This window comes from Echinicola arenosa (genome assembly GCF_014841125.1).
GTDB lineage: Bacteria > Bacteroidota > Bacteroidia > Cytophagales > Cyclobacteriaceae > Echinicola > Echinicola arenosa.
This window is the reverse complement of sequence record NZ_JACYTQ010000001.1, coordinates 188,464-209,426: the sequence shown is the minus strand read 5'-3', so window position 1 is coordinate 209,426 and position 20,963 is coordinate 188,464. Positions and strand designations below refer to the sequence as shown.

Annotated in this window: 9 protein-coding genes; 8 read left to right on the top strand and 1 reads right to left on the bottom strand. The window is 40.9% G+C overall.

The genetic code is table 11. The annotated features are described in order from the left end of the window. Positions 1-285: 285 nt before the first annotated feature. Entirely contained in the window at positions 286-4,335 is a 4,050-nt protein-coding gene (locus IFO69_RS00800) for a hybrid sensor histidine kinase/response regulator transcription factor (protein ID WP_192007055.1), read from the bottom strand. Between the two features lie 900 nt (positions 4,336-5,235). Here IFO69_RS00800 and IFO69_RS00795 point away from each other — a divergent pair. From IFO69_RS00795 to IFO69_RS00760, 8 genes are all read left to right on the top strand, one after another. Next, positions 5,236-8,361, top strand: coding sequence for a SusC/RagA family TonB-linked outer membrane protein (locus tag IFO69_RS00795; protein WP_192007054.1), 3,126 nt, complete (start codon positions 5,236-5,238; stop codon positions 8,359-8,361). A gap of 13 nt (positions 8,362-8,374) precedes the next feature. After that, the gene (locus IFO69_RS00790) at positions 8,375-10,240 is read left to right on the top strand and encodes a RagB/SusD family nutrient uptake outer membrane protein (protein ID WP_192007053.1); all 1,866 of its coding nucleotides are present in this window, start codon (positions 8,375-8,377) and stop codon (positions 10,238-10,240) included. 24 nt (positions 10,241-10,264) lie between these two features. Then, the gene (locus tag IFO69_RS00785) at positions 10,265-10,969 is read left to right on the top strand and encodes a DUF3823 domain-containing protein (RefSeq protein WP_192007052.1); all 705 of its coding nucleotides are present in this window, start codon (positions 10,265-10,267) and stop codon (positions 10,967-10,969) included. A gap of 136 nt (positions 10,970-11,105) precedes the next feature. Further along, positions 11,106-12,149 carry a family 43 glycosylhydrolase gene (locus IFO69_RS00780; RefSeq protein ID WP_225443940.1) on the top strand — a complete coding sequence of 348 codons (1,044 nt, stop codon included), beginning with the start codon at positions 11,106-11,108 and terminating at the stop codon, positions 12,147-12,149. Positions 12,150-12,167: 18 nt separating this feature from the next. Beyond that, entirely contained in the window at positions 12,168-14,261 is a 2,094-nt protein-coding gene (locus IFO69_RS00775) for a CehA/McbA family metallohydrolase domain-containing protein (RefSeq protein WP_192007050.1), read from the top strand. Positions 14,262-14,283: 22 nt separating this feature from the next. Further along, positions 14,284-16,818, top strand: coding sequence for a glutaminase family protein (locus tag IFO69_RS00770; protein WP_192007049.1), 2,535 nt, complete (start codon positions 14,284-14,286; stop codon positions 16,816-16,818). Positions 16,819-16,901: 83 nt separating this feature from the next. Continuing rightward, positions 16,902-19,034 (top strand): beta-L-arabinofuranosidase domain-containing protein, encoded by a 2,133-nt coding sequence (locus tag IFO69_RS00765; RefSeq protein ID WP_192007048.1) that lies wholly within the window; start codon positions 16,902-16,904, stop codon positions 19,032-19,034. Positions 19,035-19,069: 35 nt separating this feature from the next. After that, positions 19,070-20,902, top strand: a complete 1,833-nt coding sequence (locus tag IFO69_RS00760) for a glycoside hydrolase family 2 protein (protein ID WP_192007047.1) — start codon at positions 19,070-19,072, stop codon at positions 20,900-20,902. The last annotated feature ends 61 nt before the right edge of the window (positions 20,903-20,963 follow it).

Sequence of the window (20,963 nt, the reverse complement as noted above, 5' to 3'; positions counted from 1 at the left end):
AGCAGCGGAATTTTAGTAAAAAAACTGAAGGAGAGCAAAGAAGGAAGAGCATTTTATCTTTGCTCTTTTTTCTATCTATGGGCAGTATTTCAATAATTTAAATATCTGATTATCCGCAATGATGCCAGTAACCTTAAATCCTTTGCTTAAAGTGGTCAGAAGTTTGAAGCCTGAAGACCGAAGCAGTTGATATTTTAATCAAAACGAACATTTCGACTCGTTTTTAACCTTTACTGGTGCAATTGCGGATATACATTTTAAAATATATAAATTAAACGTTTGCTTTTACATAGTTTCGGATTTTTTATTGAAATCTTTAGGTAGTTCTCCAAATTGTTTTTGGAAGCATTTGGAGAAATAGGATGGAGAGTTAAAGCCTACTTTTTCACTGATTTCGGTGACTGTGAATTGCCCCTCTTGGAGCATTTCAGCAGCTTTTTTGAGCCTTACCAAGCGGATGTAGCCATTTGGAGTCATCTGGGAAACCCCTTTTATCTTGCGTAACAAACTCGACTGGCTCATACATAGGATATCGGCCAATTCATTCACTCCAAAACTTTCATTGCTGAGGTTCTCTAAAATAGCCTCGTTTGCTTGGGTAAGAAACTCTTCGTCAGCACGGGTATGAGCTATTGTGTCGACATTGACCATAGGCTGATTGGCAAAGGCTTGTCTCACCTGATCCCGGTAGTGCAAAAGGTTTTTGACTTGAAGGTTAAGGTGATCTATAGAGAATGGCTTTTCAATATAAACGTCAGCTCCTAACTCCATCCCTTCGATCTTTGATTGAAGCGTGTTTTTGGCCGTAAGCATGATCAATGGAATATGACTGTAGTTGACATCTGATTTGATCTTTTCACATAAGGTAAACCCATCCATTATAGGCATCATCACATCACTGATCACCAGATCAATGGGCTTTTCTTTTAATACTTTTAACCCTTCCATGCCATTGTCAGCCCTGTATACATGATAGTCTTGTTTTAGCTGATCATGAATAAACTTTTGAAGTTCTTTATTGTCTTCCACAACTAACAGGGATGGTTTATGAGAATTTGACTTTTCTTTTGGAGAAGTTTTTACGGGCTCACTAACTTTTTGTTTTTCATTGATGGTTTCACTGATATGAATGACGTTCTTTTGTTTGACAGGCAATTCTAGAACAAAAGTATTCCTATTGCTTGGGCCGTTTGGATCTACATAAAGTTTTCCGCTATGCATTTCGGCCAATGACCTGGCCAAAGGCAATCCAAGTCCAGTTCCGGTAGATGTGCGGTTGTTTTGATCCCCGTTGATCTGGAAGAAGGGTTCAAAGATTTTCTCTCTGTTTTCTGTACCGATTAGTCTACCATCATTACTGACATGGACTTTGAATAGGGAATCTTCAGGGGAGATGACCAAGTTTACTTGGACTGTACTGTCCGCATGTTTTATTGCATTATATATCAGATTGCTCATGATTTTTGTAAAAGCTTCTTTGTCAATGTCCGCAAAAAATGGCTTATCCTTCTCGATGAGATGGAAATTGATGAACTGCTGTTCTGCACTGGTTTTAAACCTGACAGAAATATCCTTCAGTACTTTTCCGATTTCTGTTCTTGTGAAATTGAGAGAGAAGCCCTTTTTTTCGGTTTTACGGAAATCAAGTAGCTCATTACTCAATTCTATAAGTCGATTGGTGTTTTTATTCATGATCCAAAGGTTCTCTTTAACCTCCGGGGTATAGTCGTTTTGCTTTTTCAGTATACTTTCCAATGGACCTTTGATCAGGGTAAGTGGCGTACGGATTTCGTGAGTGATGTTAGTGAAAAACTCAATTTTTGATTGATAGACTTCCTTTTGTTTTTCATCTTCCAAGCGCTTGAATGCAGCCTCCTGCCGGGCGTGAATTCTCTTTGTGTAAAACTTGAAAATTAGATAAATAACCGCAACACTCAAGACGAAATAGACCAAATAGGCCCAGTTTGTTTTCCAAAAAGGCGGTAGAATGGTCACATGCAGTTCTCCCTCACGTTCACTCCATTCTCCAAAAATGTTGGCTGTTTTTAGCTTGAGCACATAATCTCCTGGAGGTAAATAAGAATAGTTGATTCTTTGATTTTTGCTCAGGTAAGTCCAGTTCTGATCATAACCTTCCATTTTGTAAGCATAGGGTCTTGCATTGGAGGCCGTGTAACTCAAAGCAGCAAAATCAAAACTCAGGGAAGACTGGTTATGTGGAAGCGTAATCGAAGAGGTTTTGGTGATCGATTCTTGGAGTATGGCATCTTCGCCCCCTATCTCAACAGGGTTGTTAAAGATCTGAATATCTGTAAATACGATTGGTGGATCATATTCGTAGGGTTTAAAAGTGCGGGGATCAAAAGATATAAAACCATTCAAACAGCCAAAGTATAAAGTCCCATCTTTGGCTCTGAAGCCACTTTTATAATTAAAAGGAGAGGGCATAAGTCCATTATCCTTGGTGAAAAGTCTGTGTTTGTTGGTCTGAGGATTGTATTCTATCAGTCCCTTATTACAAGTGATCCAGAGGTGCCCTGAGATATCCTCTAGGATTTTGTAAATGTTATTACAAGGAAAACCGTTTTGGGTATTGAATACCGTGAAGTCTTCGCTTTTCTCGTTATACTTACAAAAGCCACCTCCTTCAGTAGCAATCCAAATCCTGTCCTGACTGTCTTGATAAATATTGATGATAGAGGGATGTGGTAAGCTGTTGGGGTTTTTGGGATCAGGAAGGAATCTTTTTGTTTCTCTGGTCTTGGGATTGAATCTGATCAGTCCGTTACTATAGGTTCCTAACCAAAAATTGCCATTTTTATCTTCTATTTGGTCGTAAATGAAACGGTGACCTATTTCATTGACAAAATTAACTTCATTGTTTTTTTCGTTTAGTTGGTAAAGACCAGTGACTGTCCCTAACCAAACTTGTTGTTTGTGGTCCACCAAGATGCTATGGACTTCATTGTCATCTGGTGTGTTTTGGTCACTATGGTATTGGATTGTGTGGATTTTATTGGTTTTTAAATCCATGCGATTAAGTCCTACAGCGAAAGTTACCGTTCCGACCCATAATTCATCTCCTTTTCTAGCCAGGCCATGCACATTGTGATAGGAAAGTGAAGAGTTATTGGGGAGGTAATGCGTGAATTTCTCTTCTTTTGGGTCGTAATGATTTAAACCGGCATCTTCTGTGCCTATCCAGATGGTGCTGTCATTTCCTTCGACAAACTGCCTCACCCTTTGACCACTGATGGTATTGGAATTGGGTATTGGATAATGTTTGATGAATTTAGTGGGGTGATTGGGAAGAAAATTGATGCCTCCGAAATAAGTGCCTAACCACATTCCTCCCTCATTGTCCCTATTGATGCAATATATGGCGTTATCGGAAAGGGAATAGGGGTCATTTAGGTTTTCCTTAAAATTTTTGTATTTATTGGTCTCCAGGTTATAAATGAAAAGACCGGATTCCGTGGCAATCCATAATTCATTATTGGATACTTTGTAAAGGTCTCTGATAAAGAGATTTTTGCCCTTTGGTGTTTTGGTGAGAAGGGGTTCGGCTTTTCCACTAGTTTTGTCCATCACCCAAACTCCCTGATTTTTGGTTCCAACTAGGATGCTGTTCCCATTGTCTTCCAATTGTAATACAGCTGCTGATATAACTTCTTGATTATCGAGGTATTTTTTAAATTTATTGGTTGAAGGCAGGTACTTAAATATTCCAAGCCTAGAGGTGGCTACCCAAATTTCTCCTCTTTCATCTACTAAAATATCGGTACTGTAGTCGTCAGGTGGGACGCTGTTGGAGTTGCTGATGTTTCGATATTGTTGGAGGAAATCCTCTTTTACATTATATTTAAAGAATCCCTTTGAATTTACCGAAACAAAAATATTGCCTTCTAGGTCTTCTCTTATTTCGCCGACGTTTCCTGTGATTCCTTCTCCAAGATTAGAGATTTTGTCAAAGTGGGTAAAAGTCTCTGTTGATGAGTCATAAGTATAAATGCCCTTATTGGTACCCAACCAAATGATGCCACGAGAGTCTTCAAAAAGCCCAAAGATGAAATTGTCTTCGAGTCCATTTTTTTGATCCGAATCAGCATTAAAAATTTTGAAATTATGGCCGTCATATCGGTTTAGTCCATTTTTAGTACCAAACCACATAAACCCTTGTCGATCTTGCAGGATACTGAATACGGTACTTCCTGAAAGCCCGTCCTCCATACTAATGTGCTCAAAATAACGATCTTGCTTTTGCCCAAAACCAGTAAAAGCGCTTAAAAGCAAAATTAGCGTCATCAAAAACGGATGGAGGAGTTGTTTGATCATTAGGTTAATATTCTGGGTTGTATTACGTATTTAAAGGTAATAAAAAGCAAAAAATGCGGAATTAATTAAGTTGTTTATTATGGTTTTTAGCAAGCGATTGACGGTTTTTTTTGATTTCATGACGGATTTTTACGATGCGGTTAAAATCGCTTCACTTCTTGGGATATTCCAGTATATAGATTTTACCCGGGATAGCATTCACTTTTATTTGAATTCTTTCATCAACAGGTTGGTGTCTACTGTAGTTTTTTGACTGCATCAGGCAGATGGAGAGGGCAGCGATTATTGAAAACACGTGGTGAGGGAAGTATTAATAGGTATAGAATTCTTAACTGATCAGTTTGCAGGAATTATGAGGTCTGTAAGTAACTTTTTTAAGCATTTACTGAGTATTATATTTCTTTTATGCTTCCTGTTTGTTGGGTATGTAGCTCTTATGTAATGTCAGCAAGAAGCTGTTTAGGGCTCTTGAAGCCTTGATAGCAGGAATTTTTTCATTAAATGAAGGATTTGTAATAATAGCTTGGAAATAGCTTGGTTAGATTTGATAATAGATTATCGGCTAAATCAATTGAGCAACCGATTTTTGTAAGAATAAGTTAGTTGACAAACATAAGGATCATTGGAAGGTGAACCTTAAAAACCCAAAAAAATGATACACAAAAACTCTCAGCTAGGGCAGGCTCGATTTCCCTGAGCCAAATTTTATGATCACTCTCTAAGCCCTAAATCAATTAATCAGTTATTAGACTTCTATTCTAGGCTTTAAGTGTCTAAGGACTGAAAGTAGGCTATGCATAAATGGTAACCTGATGTTGCCTCTAATTGCATCGGTAACAGGTGCTTTTGTACACTGTTTTTATTTGGAGTATTAACCTTAACCCAAAATCTATTATTTACATGAAAGAAAAATTACTAAAAAGTAGCAGTTTGATTTTTGTACTGCTATGTGGTTTGGTATTTTCTACTTGGGCCCAGACAGGGAAAACAGTAGAAGGTACCATCAAAGAAAAAGAGACAGGGGAGCCTATCCCCGGCGTTAGTATCCTTGAGAAAGGAACGACAAATGGAACCGTATCTGGTGTGGACGGTGAATTTAAACTGGAATTGAGAGGCGATAATCCAGTCATTAGGGTTTCATTTATTGGTTACAAGACCATTGAGATGGAAGTCGGAAACCAAAGTACTTTTGACTTGGAGATGGAAAGTGACTTGGGCGACCTGGAAGAAGTGGTGGTGGTAGGTTATGGAGAGCAGAAAAAAGAGTCCATTACCGGAGCCGTTTCCAATATCACCAGTAGGGATATCGAACAAGTACCGACCGCCACTGTATCGGGAGCATTGGCGGGTAAGCTGCCAGGCTTAAGCTTTAGAATGCCTGATGGCCGTCCTGGAGCGGGGGCCAATATCCAAATAAGAAACTTAGGCAATCCGCTTTTTGTGATCGATGGTATCCAAAAGGACCAGGGGCAGTTCAATAACTTGGCACCAGGTGATATAGAAAGTATTACCATCTTGAAAGATGCTTCTGCAGCAGTTTATGGTTCAAGAGCGGCAAACGGCGTAGTGGTAGTTACTACAAAAAGAGGATCAAGAGGAGAAAAACCGCAGATTAATATCAATGGTTATTATGGCATTCAGAACTGGTCAAGGTTCCCTGAAGGAGTAGATGCCTATGAGTGGATGCTAGGGAGAACCTACGCTGACATGAACCAGTTTGGTAGCACGAATATCACACAAGATGAATTGGATAAATGGAATCAAGGAACAGAATATGGATATAGGTCATTTGATTGGAGAGATTTTATCATCAAAGGTAATGCGCCTCAAAGTAACTTTAATGTAAGCGCTTCCGGTGGATCTGAAAAGACCAACTATTATATTTCATTGACAAGGTTTGATCAGAAGTCTGTCTTCAGTGATGAATTTGAGTTTAACCGCACCAATATCCAGTCCAACATCAATACAGATGTAACGGATCGTTTGACAGTGGGAATCCAGATCAATGGTCGTTTGGAAAACAGAGAAAACCCTGGCGTTCCAGGTGGTGATGATTATTGGCAGCCTCGATTTGCCCTGTTTAGGAATAGGCCGACAGAGCGTCCTTACGCCAATGACAATCCTGAGTATCCCGCTAATATCAACAACATTGAAACCAACTGGGCACTGTTAAACTATGACCGTACAGGTTTCTTTACCAACTATTGGAAAAATATCCAAACTAACTTCTCAGCAGAATATGATATTCCTGTAGAGGGATTGAAGGCCAAAGGCTTGTATTCATACTACTTTGCAGATAATTATATCAATACCTTTGAGTACACTTATGATGTATTTGATTATATCCCTGAGACTGATGAATACATCAGAACAGGAGGTAATGACAACCCGTACAGAGATAGAATCCAAAGGAAAATTGAAGAAACTGTTTCACAACTTCAGTTGAATTATGACAGGGTCTTTGCTGATGATCACAAATTGTCTGTTTTGGCCTTGTATGAAAGGATTCAAAGAAAGGACTATAGCAACTCTCTCCACTCTGTTCCGACCAACAATTATTTACCATTGGTACAATTTGCGGATATGGACCGGTATGACGATAATGATTACGAAGAAGCTAGAATTGGTTACGTGGGTCGTGTCAATTATGAATATAAAGGCAAGTACCTTTTTGAAGTAGCCGCAAGGTATGATGCTTCTTGGAAATTCTCACCAGAAAACCGTTGGGGTTTCTTCCCTTCTGTATCAGGTGGATGGAGAATCAGCCAAGAGCCTTTTATGGATAATTTTGCTTTAAGCACCAACTTGGATGAGTTGAAGTTACGAGTGTCTTATGGTGAGTTGGGAGATGATGATATCGGTATTGGACCATTTGATTATATATCTGGGTATAACTATGGTGTTTCTACGGTCATTATGGATGGTGAGAATATTCAAGGATCGGCTAACAGAGGTCAGCCAATCGATAACTTATCTTGGTACACCAGTAAGATGTTTGATGCGGGCGTAGATTTCTCTTTTGCAGCAGGAAAAATAACTGGTTCAGCGGATTATTTCCGCAGAAAGAGAGACGGACTTAGGGATATCAGGGATGATGTATTCTTGCCTCTTGAATTGGGATACGGTTTGACGGATGAGAATTTAAGTAGTGATGCCAATGTCGCATTTGATATGGGCTTGAACTATAATGGTAAATCTGGGGAATTGACCTATCGAATTGGCGGTACCTTCGGGTATGCAAGAAGTAAATTTCTTTCTTCTTACAATCCTGTGTTTAGCAGCTCATGGGACCAATACAGATGGTCTGGTGAAGACCGCTGGAATGGGATCTTTTGGGGTTATGAAATCATAGGACAGTTCCAGTCTCAGGAAGATATTAACAATTATCCTGTGAACATTGATGGACAAGGGAATGGTACTTTGTTGCCAGGTGACTTGATCTATAAGGATGTAAATGGTGATGGTAAAATTGATGGATTCGATGAAAGACCCATAGGTTATAGCTTGAACGGTCCTCCAAGTATCAATTATGGCCTGAACATGTATTTTAATTACAAGAATTTTGATTTGACACTTGACTTCTCAGGTGGCTCTATGGCTTCTTATAACCAAAACTGGGAAATGAGATGGCCTTACCAAAACGGTGGTAATCTCTTGGCTTACATGTATGATGACAGGTGGCACAGGGAAGATCCATACGATTTGAACAGTCCATGGATTGCTGGAGAAAACCCTCCCCTTAGGTTTAACGCGGGTGGACACAGTAATTATAATAGAAACTCTACCTGGTGGTTAACCAATATCAAATACATTAGAATGAGGACCATGTCATTGGGTTATACATTACCTCCTAAAGTCTTGAGCAAACTTAAAATTGAAAGAGCAAGGGTTTATTTCCAAACCTACAACTTGTTCTCGATTGATAATGTGCATCAGTTTGGTATCGATCCAGAAGTAAGAGATGAAAATGGCTTGCAATATCCGCAAAACGTGAACATGAACTTAGGGTTTAACTTGACCTTCTAAAATGAAACTGGACATGAAAAAATACATATATAGCATTTTCACATGTGTGATTTTATTCACAGCATGTAATGATGAAGATTTCTTGAACCGTGATCCCCAAAACATACTTTTGGAAGATCAGGTTTGGGAAAATGAAGACTTGGTACTGTCCGTGTTGGCAGACCTTTATAATAGACTTCCTGACTACCAAACCATCGAGAGATGGTGGGAGTTTGCCAATTTTGATGAGACTTTCGCCTCTAATGCCGGAGATTACTGGAGACACCAAAATGTTGACTATGGCTATGGTGATTGGGGAATGTGGGATTATGGTTATATCCGTGATATTAATCTATTCATTGAAAAAGCTGAAGTAGCTGATCAGTTAGACCCTGAAGTTAGATCGCAATTTATTGCTGAGGCGAAGTTTATCCGTGCTATGGTTTACTTCGAACATGTTAAGAGAATGGGTGGTGTGCCTTTGATCTTGGAATCTTTGGAATATGATTACAGTGGTGATCCTACTTATTTACAATATCCTAGAGCTCAGGAGCATGAGGTTTACGATTATATCATCCAGGAAATGGAAGATATTAAAGGAGATCTTCCAAATGGAGGAACAAGGTCAAGAGCTACTATTGGAGCAGCTTTGGCACTGGAGTCAAGAGCAGCCCTCTATGCAGGATCTATTGCCAATTATGGTCAGCTGACACCGAATGTTTCTTTGCCGGGAGGTGAAGTAGGTATTCCAGCGGATATGGCTGATCAATATTACACGACTTCTTTAAGAGCATCTGAAGAGCTTATGGGATTAGGTACCTATGGGTTGTACCAAAATGATCCCGATCCATCGGAAAATTATACCAATATCTTCTTGAACAAATCGGCCAACAATGAGGTGATTTTAGCAAAGGATTTTCTGGTGCAGGGTAGAACACATGGTTTTACCATTGAAAATATCCCGAGGTCTTTGAGAGAAGAAAACACAGTGGGTGGGAAAATGAATCCTTCTCTGAACTTGGTTCAATCTTTTGAATTGTTGGACAATACTTTCGCCCCACTTCCTACCGAAGATGCTGATGGCAACCCCATATACTATGATGATCAACTGGACATTTTTGCAGGTAGAGACCCTAGGTTAGCCGGAACAGTGATTTTGCCAGGTTCTACATTCCGGGGCAGTGAAGTAGATATCTGGGCAGGCTGGAAAACGCCAGAAGGTAATGTCATCACTTCCGATCAGTTGGGAGGAAGGGCTGAGCTGCCAAATGGTTCCACCGATCAGGTGGTTGGATATGATGGTCCTATCGATAACCTGGAATGGTCGGCTCAAGGAGGTTTCTATCTTAGAAAGTACGTGGATACATCTGTGGGATCTGGTCAGCGTGGTACAGGCAGTGCCGTATGGTGGATCAGATTCAGGTATGCTGAGATCTTATTGAATGCGTCCGAGGCAGCTTTTGAATTGGGAGATAATACCAAGGCTGCTGAGTATATGAACCAAGTAAGAAGGAGAGCTGGATTCCCTACTGACTTAGCACCATCAGAAATTGACTTCGATAGGATTGTACATGAAAGAAAAGTAGAGTTGTCCTTCGAAAACCACATTCTCTGGGATTATAAGCGATGGAGATTGGCTCACAGGGTTTGGAATGGTGAATCTGTTGACTTGACCAATGAGCCTGGTGATGCTTTGGCTGTCAGTACTCGAGTATTTGGATTGAAGCCATTTAAAGTGTATGATCCAGGAAGTCCTAACCATGAGAAATGGATATTTGAGGAGTTTAAGCCTACGCCGGTATTCAATCCGCATAGGTTCCGTCTAGGAAATTACTATTCATTCATTGGGGATAATGTGCGAAATGCCAACCCTTTGATTGTTAGAAACCCTAACCAATAATAGGACCATTAAATTATGAAATTCATGAAAAATAGTATCAAATATATAGCAGGGCTATTTTGTCTGACCATGGGTCTGACATCATGCGAATATGATAACTATGATGAGCCTAAGTTACTTTTTGAAGGTAACCTGGTTTATCAAGGCGAGCCCATTGGCGTAAGTTACAATGACGTTTATTTTGAATTGTGGGAAGAAGGATGGCAGACCTTTGGCAACATAGGTGTAGCGGTGGATCAGGATGGTTCATTTTCGTCTCTATTGTTTGCTGGGGATTACAAATTGATTATTCCAGCCAACCAAGGGCCTTTTATGAACATCCCCAATGCTGAAACCAGTTCTGATACCATTCCTCTGGACTTAAGAGGAAGTTTGAATATGGACATTGAAGTGTTGCCGTATTACATGCTGAGGAATGTAGATATTTCAGGAAGCGGCAGTTCAGTAAGTGCCAGTTTTGCCCTGGAACAGATCATTACAGATTCCAACGCAAGAAATATCAATGAGGCGATATTGTACTTGAGCAAAACGGCTTTTGTAGATGGAAGAACCAGTATCAGCTCTTCCAGTATTGGTGGTGGAGACATAGCAGATATGTCAAACATACAGCTAAGCACCAATGTGCCAGACATGACCCCTACGCAAAATTACGTTTTTGCTAGGGTGGGGGTAAGAATTGATGGAGTGGAGGATATGTTGTTTTCTCCAATTGAAAGAGTAGACTTCTAATTAATTGTAATGCGTCATTGCAAGTTGGCGAAGTAAATTGGTTATCCGATACCTTGTCTTCCTTGCAATGACGTTTATAAAACTGATTTTATTTCATAAAGTACCCCAAAAACCTATGAAGCAAAGCTTTTTATCGATGTTGCAATTCAGTATCTTAATTTTTGCTGTTGCTTGCGCGAGTAATGCTCAAGATTCTGTACCTGAGACAGATGAGGAGATTGATGAGAATATAGTGGGAAAATATACCAACCCTGTTTTTGAACCTGTTTTGGCTGACCCAACCGTAGTCCAGGATGGAGCCTATTTCTATGCTTATGGCACAGAAGATAACTGGAGAAATGAAGGAGGCTACCACCTTGTACCTGTTATTAGATCAAAAGACCTGATAGAGTGGGAATGGGTAACAGATGCCATGAAGGCCAAGCCGACCTGGAAATCAGAAGGAGGCATTTGGGCGCCGGATGTCAGTAAAGTTGGGGATGAATTTTATATGTATTATTCCTACTCCACTTGGGGAGATGCCAATCCTGGGATTGGGCTGGCCATTTCCAGTTCACCAGAAGGACCTTTTGTAGATTATGGAAAAATTTTTGACTCTCAGAGCATTGGGGTAAGTAATTCTATTGACCCTTTTTATTTTGAAGAAGATGGTCAGAAATACCTTTTCTGGGGAAGCTTCAGGGGATTGTATATGATTAAGCTTTCTGATGATGGAAGAACTACTGAGGGAGAGAAAGTCCAAGTAGCGGGAGACCATTTAGAAGCCAGTTATGTCTTCAAGAAAAATGGGTTTTACTATTTATTCGGTTCATATGGTTCTTGTTGTGAAGGAATCAATAGTTCTTATCAAGTATGGGTAGGAAGATCAGCTAAGTTGGAAGGACCTTATTTGGACAGGTCTGGCAATAAGTTGTTAGATGGACACTTTGGAGAGTTGGTAGTAAAAGGAAATCTTGGAAGTACAGGTTTTGCAGGGCCAGGGCACAATGCAGAAATCATCACCGATCAAGAAGGAGAAGACTGGTTGTTGTATCACGGAATGCTTAAAAACAAACCCCGTACCAACAATGGAACCAATAGAAGAGCTTTACTTCTGGATAGAGTCCTATGGAATGATGGCTGGCCAACTATTTTTAGGCAAGAACCCAGTACCCAATTAAATGAAGGACCCCAATTTTGATCACTAACCCAATAACCTATGCGTACCCCTTTTAAAATAACATGTTTTCTTTTTTTAGTTTGTATCAACACCTCACTTTATGGTCAAGTTAAGGTTGACCTTTCTGGATTTAAAGTCAAAAATGGAGCAACTATCACAGAAGATGGAGACTTACTGCGAGTAAACTGGCCGGCAGAAGAAGATAAAACAGCCCAAATGGTATTTAACCTAAACAAAGACGCTTCACTTTTAGAAAGTGTCCAGTTGGAGAAGGGCGACCAATCAAAGATAATCGGAAGGAATATTGACCCGTTATTTTTGTTGACTGTTGGAGAACGGGATTTGAGCAAGGAGAGTGGATGGAATATATTTTTTGACCGCACGGCTTATAAGCCTTTTAAAACCCATAAGGTGCTTTTAGAAGCGGAGAACATTGAAGTAAAGAGCCATGGCGAGCGTACAGTAGTGCGGGTTGATAACATGAGCGCCGGGAATTTTTCAGGTTGGCTAGAGATCACTTTGTATCATGGTAGTTCCTTGGTCAATATGGCTGCTGTAATGAAGACGGATGAAGACGCCAAAGCTATCATTTATGATGCAGGTTTAGTAAGTGATGACAATTCTTTTGATGAGGTTTTTTGGTCTGATACCGATGGCTATTTACAATCCAGTAAAGTGGATGAAAAGGGAGCTGGAGCAGAGAGTTTAGCTGTAAAATATAGGACGATCATTGCAGAAGGAGAACAAGGAAGCTTGGCAGTTTTTCCTCCACCACATCAATATTTTTACCCTTTGGACAATGCCTATAACTTGAAATATGTATGGTATGGTAAGAATTATCGGGGTCAGAGTTCAGAATTTGGTATTGGCATTCGCCAAGATCCCATGGGCGACAACCGACATGTACCATGGTTCAATGCTCCTCCTGGTACTGAGCAGCGACTTAATTTTTTCGTCTATCTGAGTGAAACCAAAGATGGGCAGGTCTTGGAGAAAGTGAAGGCTTTTACCCATGAAGACCAATACAAACCTTTGTCAGGGTATAGGACCATGGCCAGCCATTTTCATACCGAGCACATGGATGATGTGCTTACCCATAAACCCATTCCTGATATTCCGGGCCATGTAAAAGCACTGAGAAGTATGGGGGTAAATATCATGCATCTGGGGGAATACCATCTTGCAGGAAATCCAAGGGATCATGGCCCACGAAGATTGCCAGAGTTGCAGTTGATGTTTGAGGAATGTGCGAGATTATCCCAAGGAGATTTTCTCATGCTTCCGGGAGAAGAGCCAAATGTACACTTTGGAGGTCATTGGATGAATCTATTTCCAAATCCAGTTTACTGGATCATGTCAAGGGAAAATGATCAGCCATTTGTGGAAGAGACAGAAGAATATGGCAAAGTTTATCGCGTAGGAAACCAAGAAGAGATGTTACAACTGCTGGTAGAGGAAAAAGGATTGGCTTGGACCGCTCATGCCAGAACAAAAGGTTCTACAGGATTTCCAGATCGATACAAAGAGGAAGCGTTTTTTCATTCTGATCGTTTTAACGGAGCTGCATGGAAAGCGATTCCCGCTGACTTGTCCATTCCCAATATGGGGAGAAGGGTTCTTCATTTGATGGACGACATGGCCAATTGGGGAGAAAGAAAGTATGTGATTGGTGAAGCAGATCTCTTTAAGCTTGAGCCGGATTATGAGATTTATGGTCACATGAACATCAATTACCTTCAAATGGATAAGTTGCCCAAGTTTGAAGAAGGCTGGCAACCAGTGCTTGACGCCATGGAAACCGGGAAGTTTTTTGTGACTACAGGAGAAGTTTTATTACCAGAGTTTTCAGTAAATGGAAAGCCTAGCGGAGAGGTGATCTCCTTGGACTCAAAAGGAAAGGCGATAATCAAATTGAAAGCGGAATGGACTTTCCCTCTAAATTATTTGGAAATCGTATCTGGCGACGGAGAGGAAGTGTTCAGGGAGAAAATTGACTTAAGTGATACCCGTGTATTTGGTACTGAAAATTTGGAGTTTTCAATAGATTTAAAGAACCGGACCTGGGTGAGGCTTGAGGTATGGGATGTAGCAGCGAATGGAGCTTTTACCCAACCTGTTTGGATAGAACAATAAATAAGAATTAAACCTATTAAACATGAATATCAAGATTAAAAATTTGATGCAGCTCCTGTTGGGAGTTGGAATCTTCTCCCTGGTAGGATGTCAGGAAGCAGATGTTAAGCAGATGGATGCTGAGGTAGAAGCTGAAAATACTATCAGACCACCTGCTTATCCATTGATTTCCGTGGATCCTTATTTTAGTGTTTGGAGCATGGGGGATAAACTGAATGGAGATGCCACAAGGCATTGGACAGGAAAGGAAAATGACCTACAAGGCATTATCAGAGTGGATGGAAAGGCCTACTACTTTTTAGGTGAATCAGTGACTGAAACGAGAGCTGTGCTGCCATTGACAGGCATGAAAGAGCGTTGGCAATATACTTTGGAGGAGCCTACAGGAAACTGGGAAGATGTGGGTTATGAAGAAGGTGAAAAGTGGAAATCCACCAAAGGAGCTTTTACCAATGGAGACGATAGTCCAGCCCCGAATAAATGGAATACTGAAAATATTTGGGTGAGAAGGACTTTTGAATTGGAAAGTACTGATTTTCATGATCTTTTATTGAATATTCATCATGATGATAATGTAAAAGTGTACCTCAATGGTGTTTTAGCCTATGAAAAAGTAGGATGGGTTTCGAGCCCTGAGACCATTGCCATTAGAACAGAGGCAAAGAAAGCCCTTCAAAAAGGAAAGAATGTCATGGCTATCCATTGTGAAAACACCACCGGTGGGGCATTTTTAGATGCAGGTTTGGTGGAGATTCTTCCACCTGCGGTGGAGATTGACCAAGCGAAACAAACAAATGCAACGGTAAGGGCCACGCAAACCTTGTATAGTTTTGATTGTGGTGAGGTTGAATTGGAGGTGACTTTTACAGCTCCAATGCTTCCGGATAATTTGGAAATCATGACCCGTCCAGCCAACTATGTAAGCTTTGAAGTTAAGTCTAAGGATGGCAAGGAGCATGATGTACAGGTTTATTTCAGTGCAGCGGGTAATTTGGCTGCCAATACGCCCAATCAGGAAGTGACTTGGGAAAGGCCTGATATCTCAGGGCTTCAAGCGATGAAATTAGGAACCAGTACTCAGCCTATATTGGAAAAGAAAGGTGATAATATTAGGATTGATTGGGGTTACTTGTATCTCACCGCTAATGATCAGGAAAATACCACTTCATTGATTGGTATGAACATGGTTTCGATTTCGGATTTTGTGAATAATGGAAAGCTCACCTCACCTGATGAGTCTGCAAAGCCCGTGGCCTTGGATCAAAAAATGATTACACAAGCCATTGCATTTGATTATGGAAAAGTAGGAAGTGATTCAAAAGAAAACTTTGTTACCCTGGCTTATGATGACCTTTATGCAGTACAGTTCTTTAATGAAAATTTGAAAGCGTGGTGGAAAAAATATGGTTTGAGCACCGAGGAAATGCTACAGGCAGCGCAAAGCGATTACAGTAAATTGGTGGCTAAAAGTGAAGCTTTTGATCAGCAGTTGTACAAGGATGCCTATCAGGCAGGGGGAGGGGATTACGCAGCTATTTGTGCCCTCGTTTACCGCCAGGCTGTTTCTGCCCACAAAACAGTGGAAGGTCCTAATGGGGAGCTGTTTTTCTTTTCTAAAGAGAACTTTAGTAATGGTTCAATAGGAACAGTGGATGTGACCTATCCTTCGGCACCTTTGTTTTTGATCTATAATCCTGATTTGCTTAAAGGGATGTTGGAGCCGATTTATTATTACAGTGAAAGCGGCAAGTGGGCCAAACCTTTTCCTGCCCACGATGTAGGAACTTATCCTTTGGCCAATGGTCAAACTTATGGAGAAGATATGCCAGTAGAAGAAGCAGGCAACATGCTACTTTTGACTGGAGCCATTGCCAAGGTAGAAGGCAATGCAGACTATGCTAAACAGCATTGGGATGTGATGACCACTTGGGTGGAGTACTTGGCCAATGAAGGTTTTGATCCGGCCAATCAACTTTGTACAGATGATTTCGCTGGACATTTAGCCCATAATGCCAATCTTTCTGTAAAAGCCATACTCGCGATAGCAGCATATGGACAAATGGCGGAAACCTTAGGCAAAACTGAAACTGCAGAAAAATATACCGCAATGGCGAAAGACTTCGCTCAAAAATGGATGGAAAAAGCCGAGGATGGAGATCACTATAGCTTGACTTTTGACAAAAAAGGAACCTGGAGCCAAAAGTATAATTTGGTATGGAATGAGTTGCTGGGACTGGAGATCTTCCCTAAAGAAGTGGCTGAAAAAGAAATTGCCTATTACCTGACCAAGCAAGAAAAATATGGTTTGCCTCTGGACAGCAGAAAAACCTATACGAAGTCAGATTGGGTGATTTGGACAGCAGCTATGGCCAATAGTGAGGAAGACGAAAAGGCTTTGATCGATCCCATGTTTACCTATATTAGCGAAACACCCAATAGAATTCCAGTCAGCGACTGGCATGAAACCACCAATTCAACCTCTGTTGGTTTTAGAGCAAGATCAGTGGTGGGAGGCTATTATATGCCAGTTTTGAAAGATGTCCTTTTGAAGCAATGAGTGATTCAGCTGTTGTCTTCTTAATACGAAGGCAACAGCCAATTTTACGATGTTCTTTAAGCCCTAAATTTAAAGATTAAATCATGATACAATACCCAAAATTAAAAAGCCTTGCGAGTGTCCTATCATTTGTTCTTCTTGTTTCTTGTAATAAGGGAGAGCAGATAAGTTCAATCTCCTTGGTAGAACGGATAGATACAACCACCACTAATGCGCATTACATCAGTAATCGGGCACCTTTAAAACCAAGTGCTTTGATAAAACTTCCTGTAGGATCAGTCAAACCAGAAGGCTTTCTCAAGGAATATTTAATTCGCCAAAAAAATGGCCTTACAGGTCACTTGGGAGAAATCAGTGCTTGGCTTCAAAAGGAAGATAATGCTTGGCTCAACAAAAGTGGAGAAGGAAATTGGGGTTGGGAAGAAGTACCATATTGGTTGAAAGGCTATGCGAATATTGGTTATTTGTTGGAAGATCAAAAGATGATAGACGAGGCCATGGTCTGGTTGGAGGGAACCTTAGCCAGCCAGAGGGAGGACGGGAACTTTGGTCCACGTCATTTTGATGGAGACAATCAGGATTTTTGGGCAAATATGATTATGCTTTATTGTTTGCAGTCATATTATGAATATTCTCATGATGAGCGTGTGATTGAGTTGATGACAAATTATTTTAAATATGAACTTACTGTGCCAGATGAAAATTTTCTAAATGGTTATTGGCAGAAGTTGAGAGGTGGGGATAATTTGCACAGTGTGTTTTGGCTCTATAATCGCACTGGGGATAAGTTTCTATTGGACTTGGCTGAGAAAATCCATCGTAATACTTCTGATTGGGTAGGCAGGCAGCATGACATCAAGGATATTCATAATTACTATGAAGTCAGAAACGGAGGAGAAGTGCCTGACTGGTATCGTGATCAGATTGATTGGCATAACGTGAACCATGCACAAGCTTTCAGGGAGCCTGCTCAATATGCTTTACTTTCTCATGATGAGCAACATGTAAAAGCCAGTTATGAAAATTTTGAGATCATTCGTGAGCATTTTGGCCAAGTGCCAGGAGGAATGTTTGGAAGTGATGAGAATGCTCGGCCTGGCTTTGCAGACCCTAGACAAGGGATAGAAACATGTGGTATTGTAGAACAAATGAACTCAGACGAGCATTTGTTGCGGATTACAGGGGATCCTTTTTGGGCAGATCATGCTGAAGAGATAGCCTACAATATTTACCCTGCAGCGGTCATGCCAGATTTTAAGTCCCTGCATTACATTACCTCCCCCAATATGGTTTTGTTGGATGCTGAAAACCATGCTCCGGGTATTGCCAATAAAGGGCCTTTCTTGATGATGAACCCTTTCAGTTCGAGGTGTTGTCAGCACAATCATTCACAAGGTTGGCCTTATTTTGTAGAGAACCTTTGGATGGCCACTCCTGATAATGGCCTGGTAGCTTCGATCTACGGCCCTAATACTGTAAAGGCCAAAGTTGGAGCAGAAGGAGCAGAGGTGAGTATAGAGGAAGATACCCATTACCCCTTTGAGGGAAATTTGAATTTCACGGTTAAGACAGCTTCTCCAGTGAAGTTTCCCCTTTATTTAAGAATTCCAACTTGGACCAAGAAAGCTGAAATAGCGATCAATGGTGAGGTGGTAAAATCTGATATTTCTAAAGTCGGTTTTGCAAAGATTGACAGAGAGTGGAAATCCGGAGATCAAATTACACTGACTTTACCGATGGATATTCATGTGGAAACATGGGAAAAAAATAGCAATAGCTTCAGCGTCAGCCGTGGGCCTTTGATTTATTCCCTGAAAATAGGGGAAGATTATGTAAAAAGAGAAAGTGACCAAACGGCTATTTGGGATTCTAAATGGCAGGAAGGGGCAGATACGCAGAAGTGGCCTTCGTGGGAAGTAAAGCCTACCACTGACTGGAACTACAGCTTGGTAGTTGATAAGAAAAATCCCGAAAAGTCTCTTGAAGTTGTGGAACGCCCATGGCCATCATCAGAATTCCCCTTTACACCAGAAAGTGTTCCAATTGTAATCAAAGCCAAGGCAAAACAAATTCCAGAATGGAGGTTGGATGAACATGGCTTGGTCGGTGAGCTTAAAGACTTACCAAAAACATCCACTTCACCTGAAGAGGAAGTAGAATTAATTCCAATGGGAGCAGCAAGACTTAGAATCAGTGCTTTTCCAGAATTGAAATAATGAAAACAATTACTATCAAACTAAAATAGACCGAAATGAAAAAATCAATCCTAATTGGTGCAGGCTTGATGCTGGCCCAGTCTCTAGCCTGGGCTCAGGATGGAAGCTGGGCGCCTGCTAAAGGGAAGATCATGACCGAATGGGCTGATCAGGTAAATCCCGAAAATGTACACCAAGAGTACCCTCGTCCTCAGATGGTCAGGGAAGACAATTGGCAAAACCTTAATGGTTTGTGGAGCTATCAAATTCAAAGCAAGGGAGGTGATGTACCAAGTTCATACGAAGGTGAGATTTTGGTGCCTTTTGCGGTAGAGTCAGCCTTATCCGGAGTGGGGAAAACAGTAGGGAAGGATCAAGAGCTATGGTATAAGACTACTTTTGAGGCCAAAAAATCAAGTAAAGAAAGGGTGCTGTTGCACTTTGGGGCAGTGGACTGGGAGACAGAAGTTTTTATTAATGGTACATCTGTTGGTGTGCACCAAGGAGGGTATACTCCTTTTTCTTTTGATGTTACCGATGCTTTGAAAGGCAGAAAAGGAAATGAGCTGGTGGTAAGGGTTTGGGATCCTACGGATGAAGGACCTCAACCAAGAGGAAAGCAGGTGAACAGACCACATGGTATTTGGTATACTCCGGTAACAGGAATCTGGCAGACAGTTTGGACGGAGAATGTGCCAAGCAGCCATATTGTTTCCACCAAAAACACAGCTGACATTGACGCAGGAACCTTGACCATTGAAACGGAAGTGGCAGGTGCCCAAAGCAGCCACAAAGTGAAGGTTAAAGTACTGTCGGCTGGTGAAGTTGTGTCAGAGAAAGTCGTTGCTGTGGGTGAGGAGGCAGTGTTACCTATTGAAAATGCCAAGTTGTGGGAGCCTGGTAACCCCTTCTTGTATGATTTGGAAGTTAGCTTAGTCAGTGGAAATCGTGTTGTTGATCAAATTGAAGGGTATGCTGCCATGAGAAAGGTTAGCATGGAGTTGGACGATGATGGTGTACAACGTATGTTGTTGAACAACAAATTTGTGTTCCAGTATGGTCCATTGGACCAAGGGTGGTGGCCTGATGGATTATATACCGCACCAAATGAAGAAGCTTTGGTTTTTGATATCATCAAGACTCAAGAAATGGGTTTTAACATGATCAGAAAGCACGTAAAAGTAGAGCCTGCAAGATGGTATTATCACTGTGACAAGATGGGGATGCTGGTTTGGCAGGACATGCCAAGTGGAGATATGGGCAACCAATGGAATCCTCGACCAGGAATCGTAGGGGTAGGTACAGAAAGAGATAGGACTCCTGAATCAGAAAAAATCTACAAAACAGAATGGAAAGAAATCATGGATGATTTCTATAACTTCCCGTCAATCATTGTCTGGGTTCCATTTAATGAAGCTTGGGGCCAATTTAAAACTGAAGAGATTGTGAAATGGACCATGGATTATGACCAAAGCCGTTTGGTGAATGGTGCCAGTGGTGGCAATTTCTTCCCTGTTGGTCAGATTATGGATTTGCACAACTATCCAAATCCTGCAATGCCTAATCCTAAGTTTTTTGGAAAAGATCAAGTCATTACTTTAGGTGAATTTGGAGGGCTAGGGTTGCCGGTTGATGGACATACTTGGCAGGAAAAGGACAACTGGGGCTATCAGAGTTTTAAGTCTGTGGAAGAATTAGAGGACCGCTATTCAAAGTTGATGGATGACTTGGTTAAGTTGATCCCAAAAGGACTCTCTGCAGCGGTCTATACACAAACCACTGATGTGGAGGTAGAAACAAATGGACTGATGACTTATGATAGAAAAGTGATCAAATTGACGCCTGCTTTTTTAAAGAAAGTCCATGATCAGCTTTATAAGGCTAAGTAATTTATTCTAGGGAAATAATATAAAAGGGGTTGTATGATCAATCATACAACCCCTTTTATAT

Bases quoted from the DNA above. Each gene is read 5' to 3' on its own strand.
- IFO69_RS00800 (WP_192007055.1), bottom strand. From the start codon at position 4,335: ATGATCAAACAACTCCTCCATCCGTTTTTGATGACGCTAATTTTGCTT.
- IFO69_RS00795 (WP_192007054.1), top strand. From the start codon at position 5,236: ATGAAAGAAAAATTACTAAAAAGTAGCAGTTTGATTTTTGTACTGCTA.
- IFO69_RS00790 (WP_192007053.1), top strand. From the start codon at position 8,375: ATGAAAAAATACATATATAGCATTTTCACATGTGTGATTTTATTCACA.
- IFO69_RS00785 (WP_192007052.1), top strand. From the start codon at position 10,265: ATGAAAAATAGTATCAAATATATAGCAGGGCTATTTTGTCTGACCATG.
- IFO69_RS00780 (WP_225443940.1), top strand. From the start codon at position 11,106: ATGTTGCAATTCAGTATCTTAATTTTTGCTGTTGCTTGCGCGAGTAAT.
- IFO69_RS00775 (WP_192007050.1), top strand. From the start codon at position 12,168: ATGCGTACCCCTTTTAAAATAACATGTTTTCTTTTTTTAGTTTGTATC.
- IFO69_RS00770 (WP_192007049.1), top strand. From the start codon at position 14,284: ATGAATATCAAGATTAAAAATTTGATGCAGCTCCTGTTGGGAGTTGGA.
- IFO69_RS00765 (WP_192007048.1), top strand. From the start codon at position 16,902: ATGATACAATACCCAAAATTAAAAAGCCTTGCGAGTGTCCTATCATTT.
- IFO69_RS00760 (WP_192007047.1), top strand. From the start codon at position 19,070: ATGAAAAAATCAATCCTAATTGGTGCAGGCTTGATGCTGGCCCAGTCT.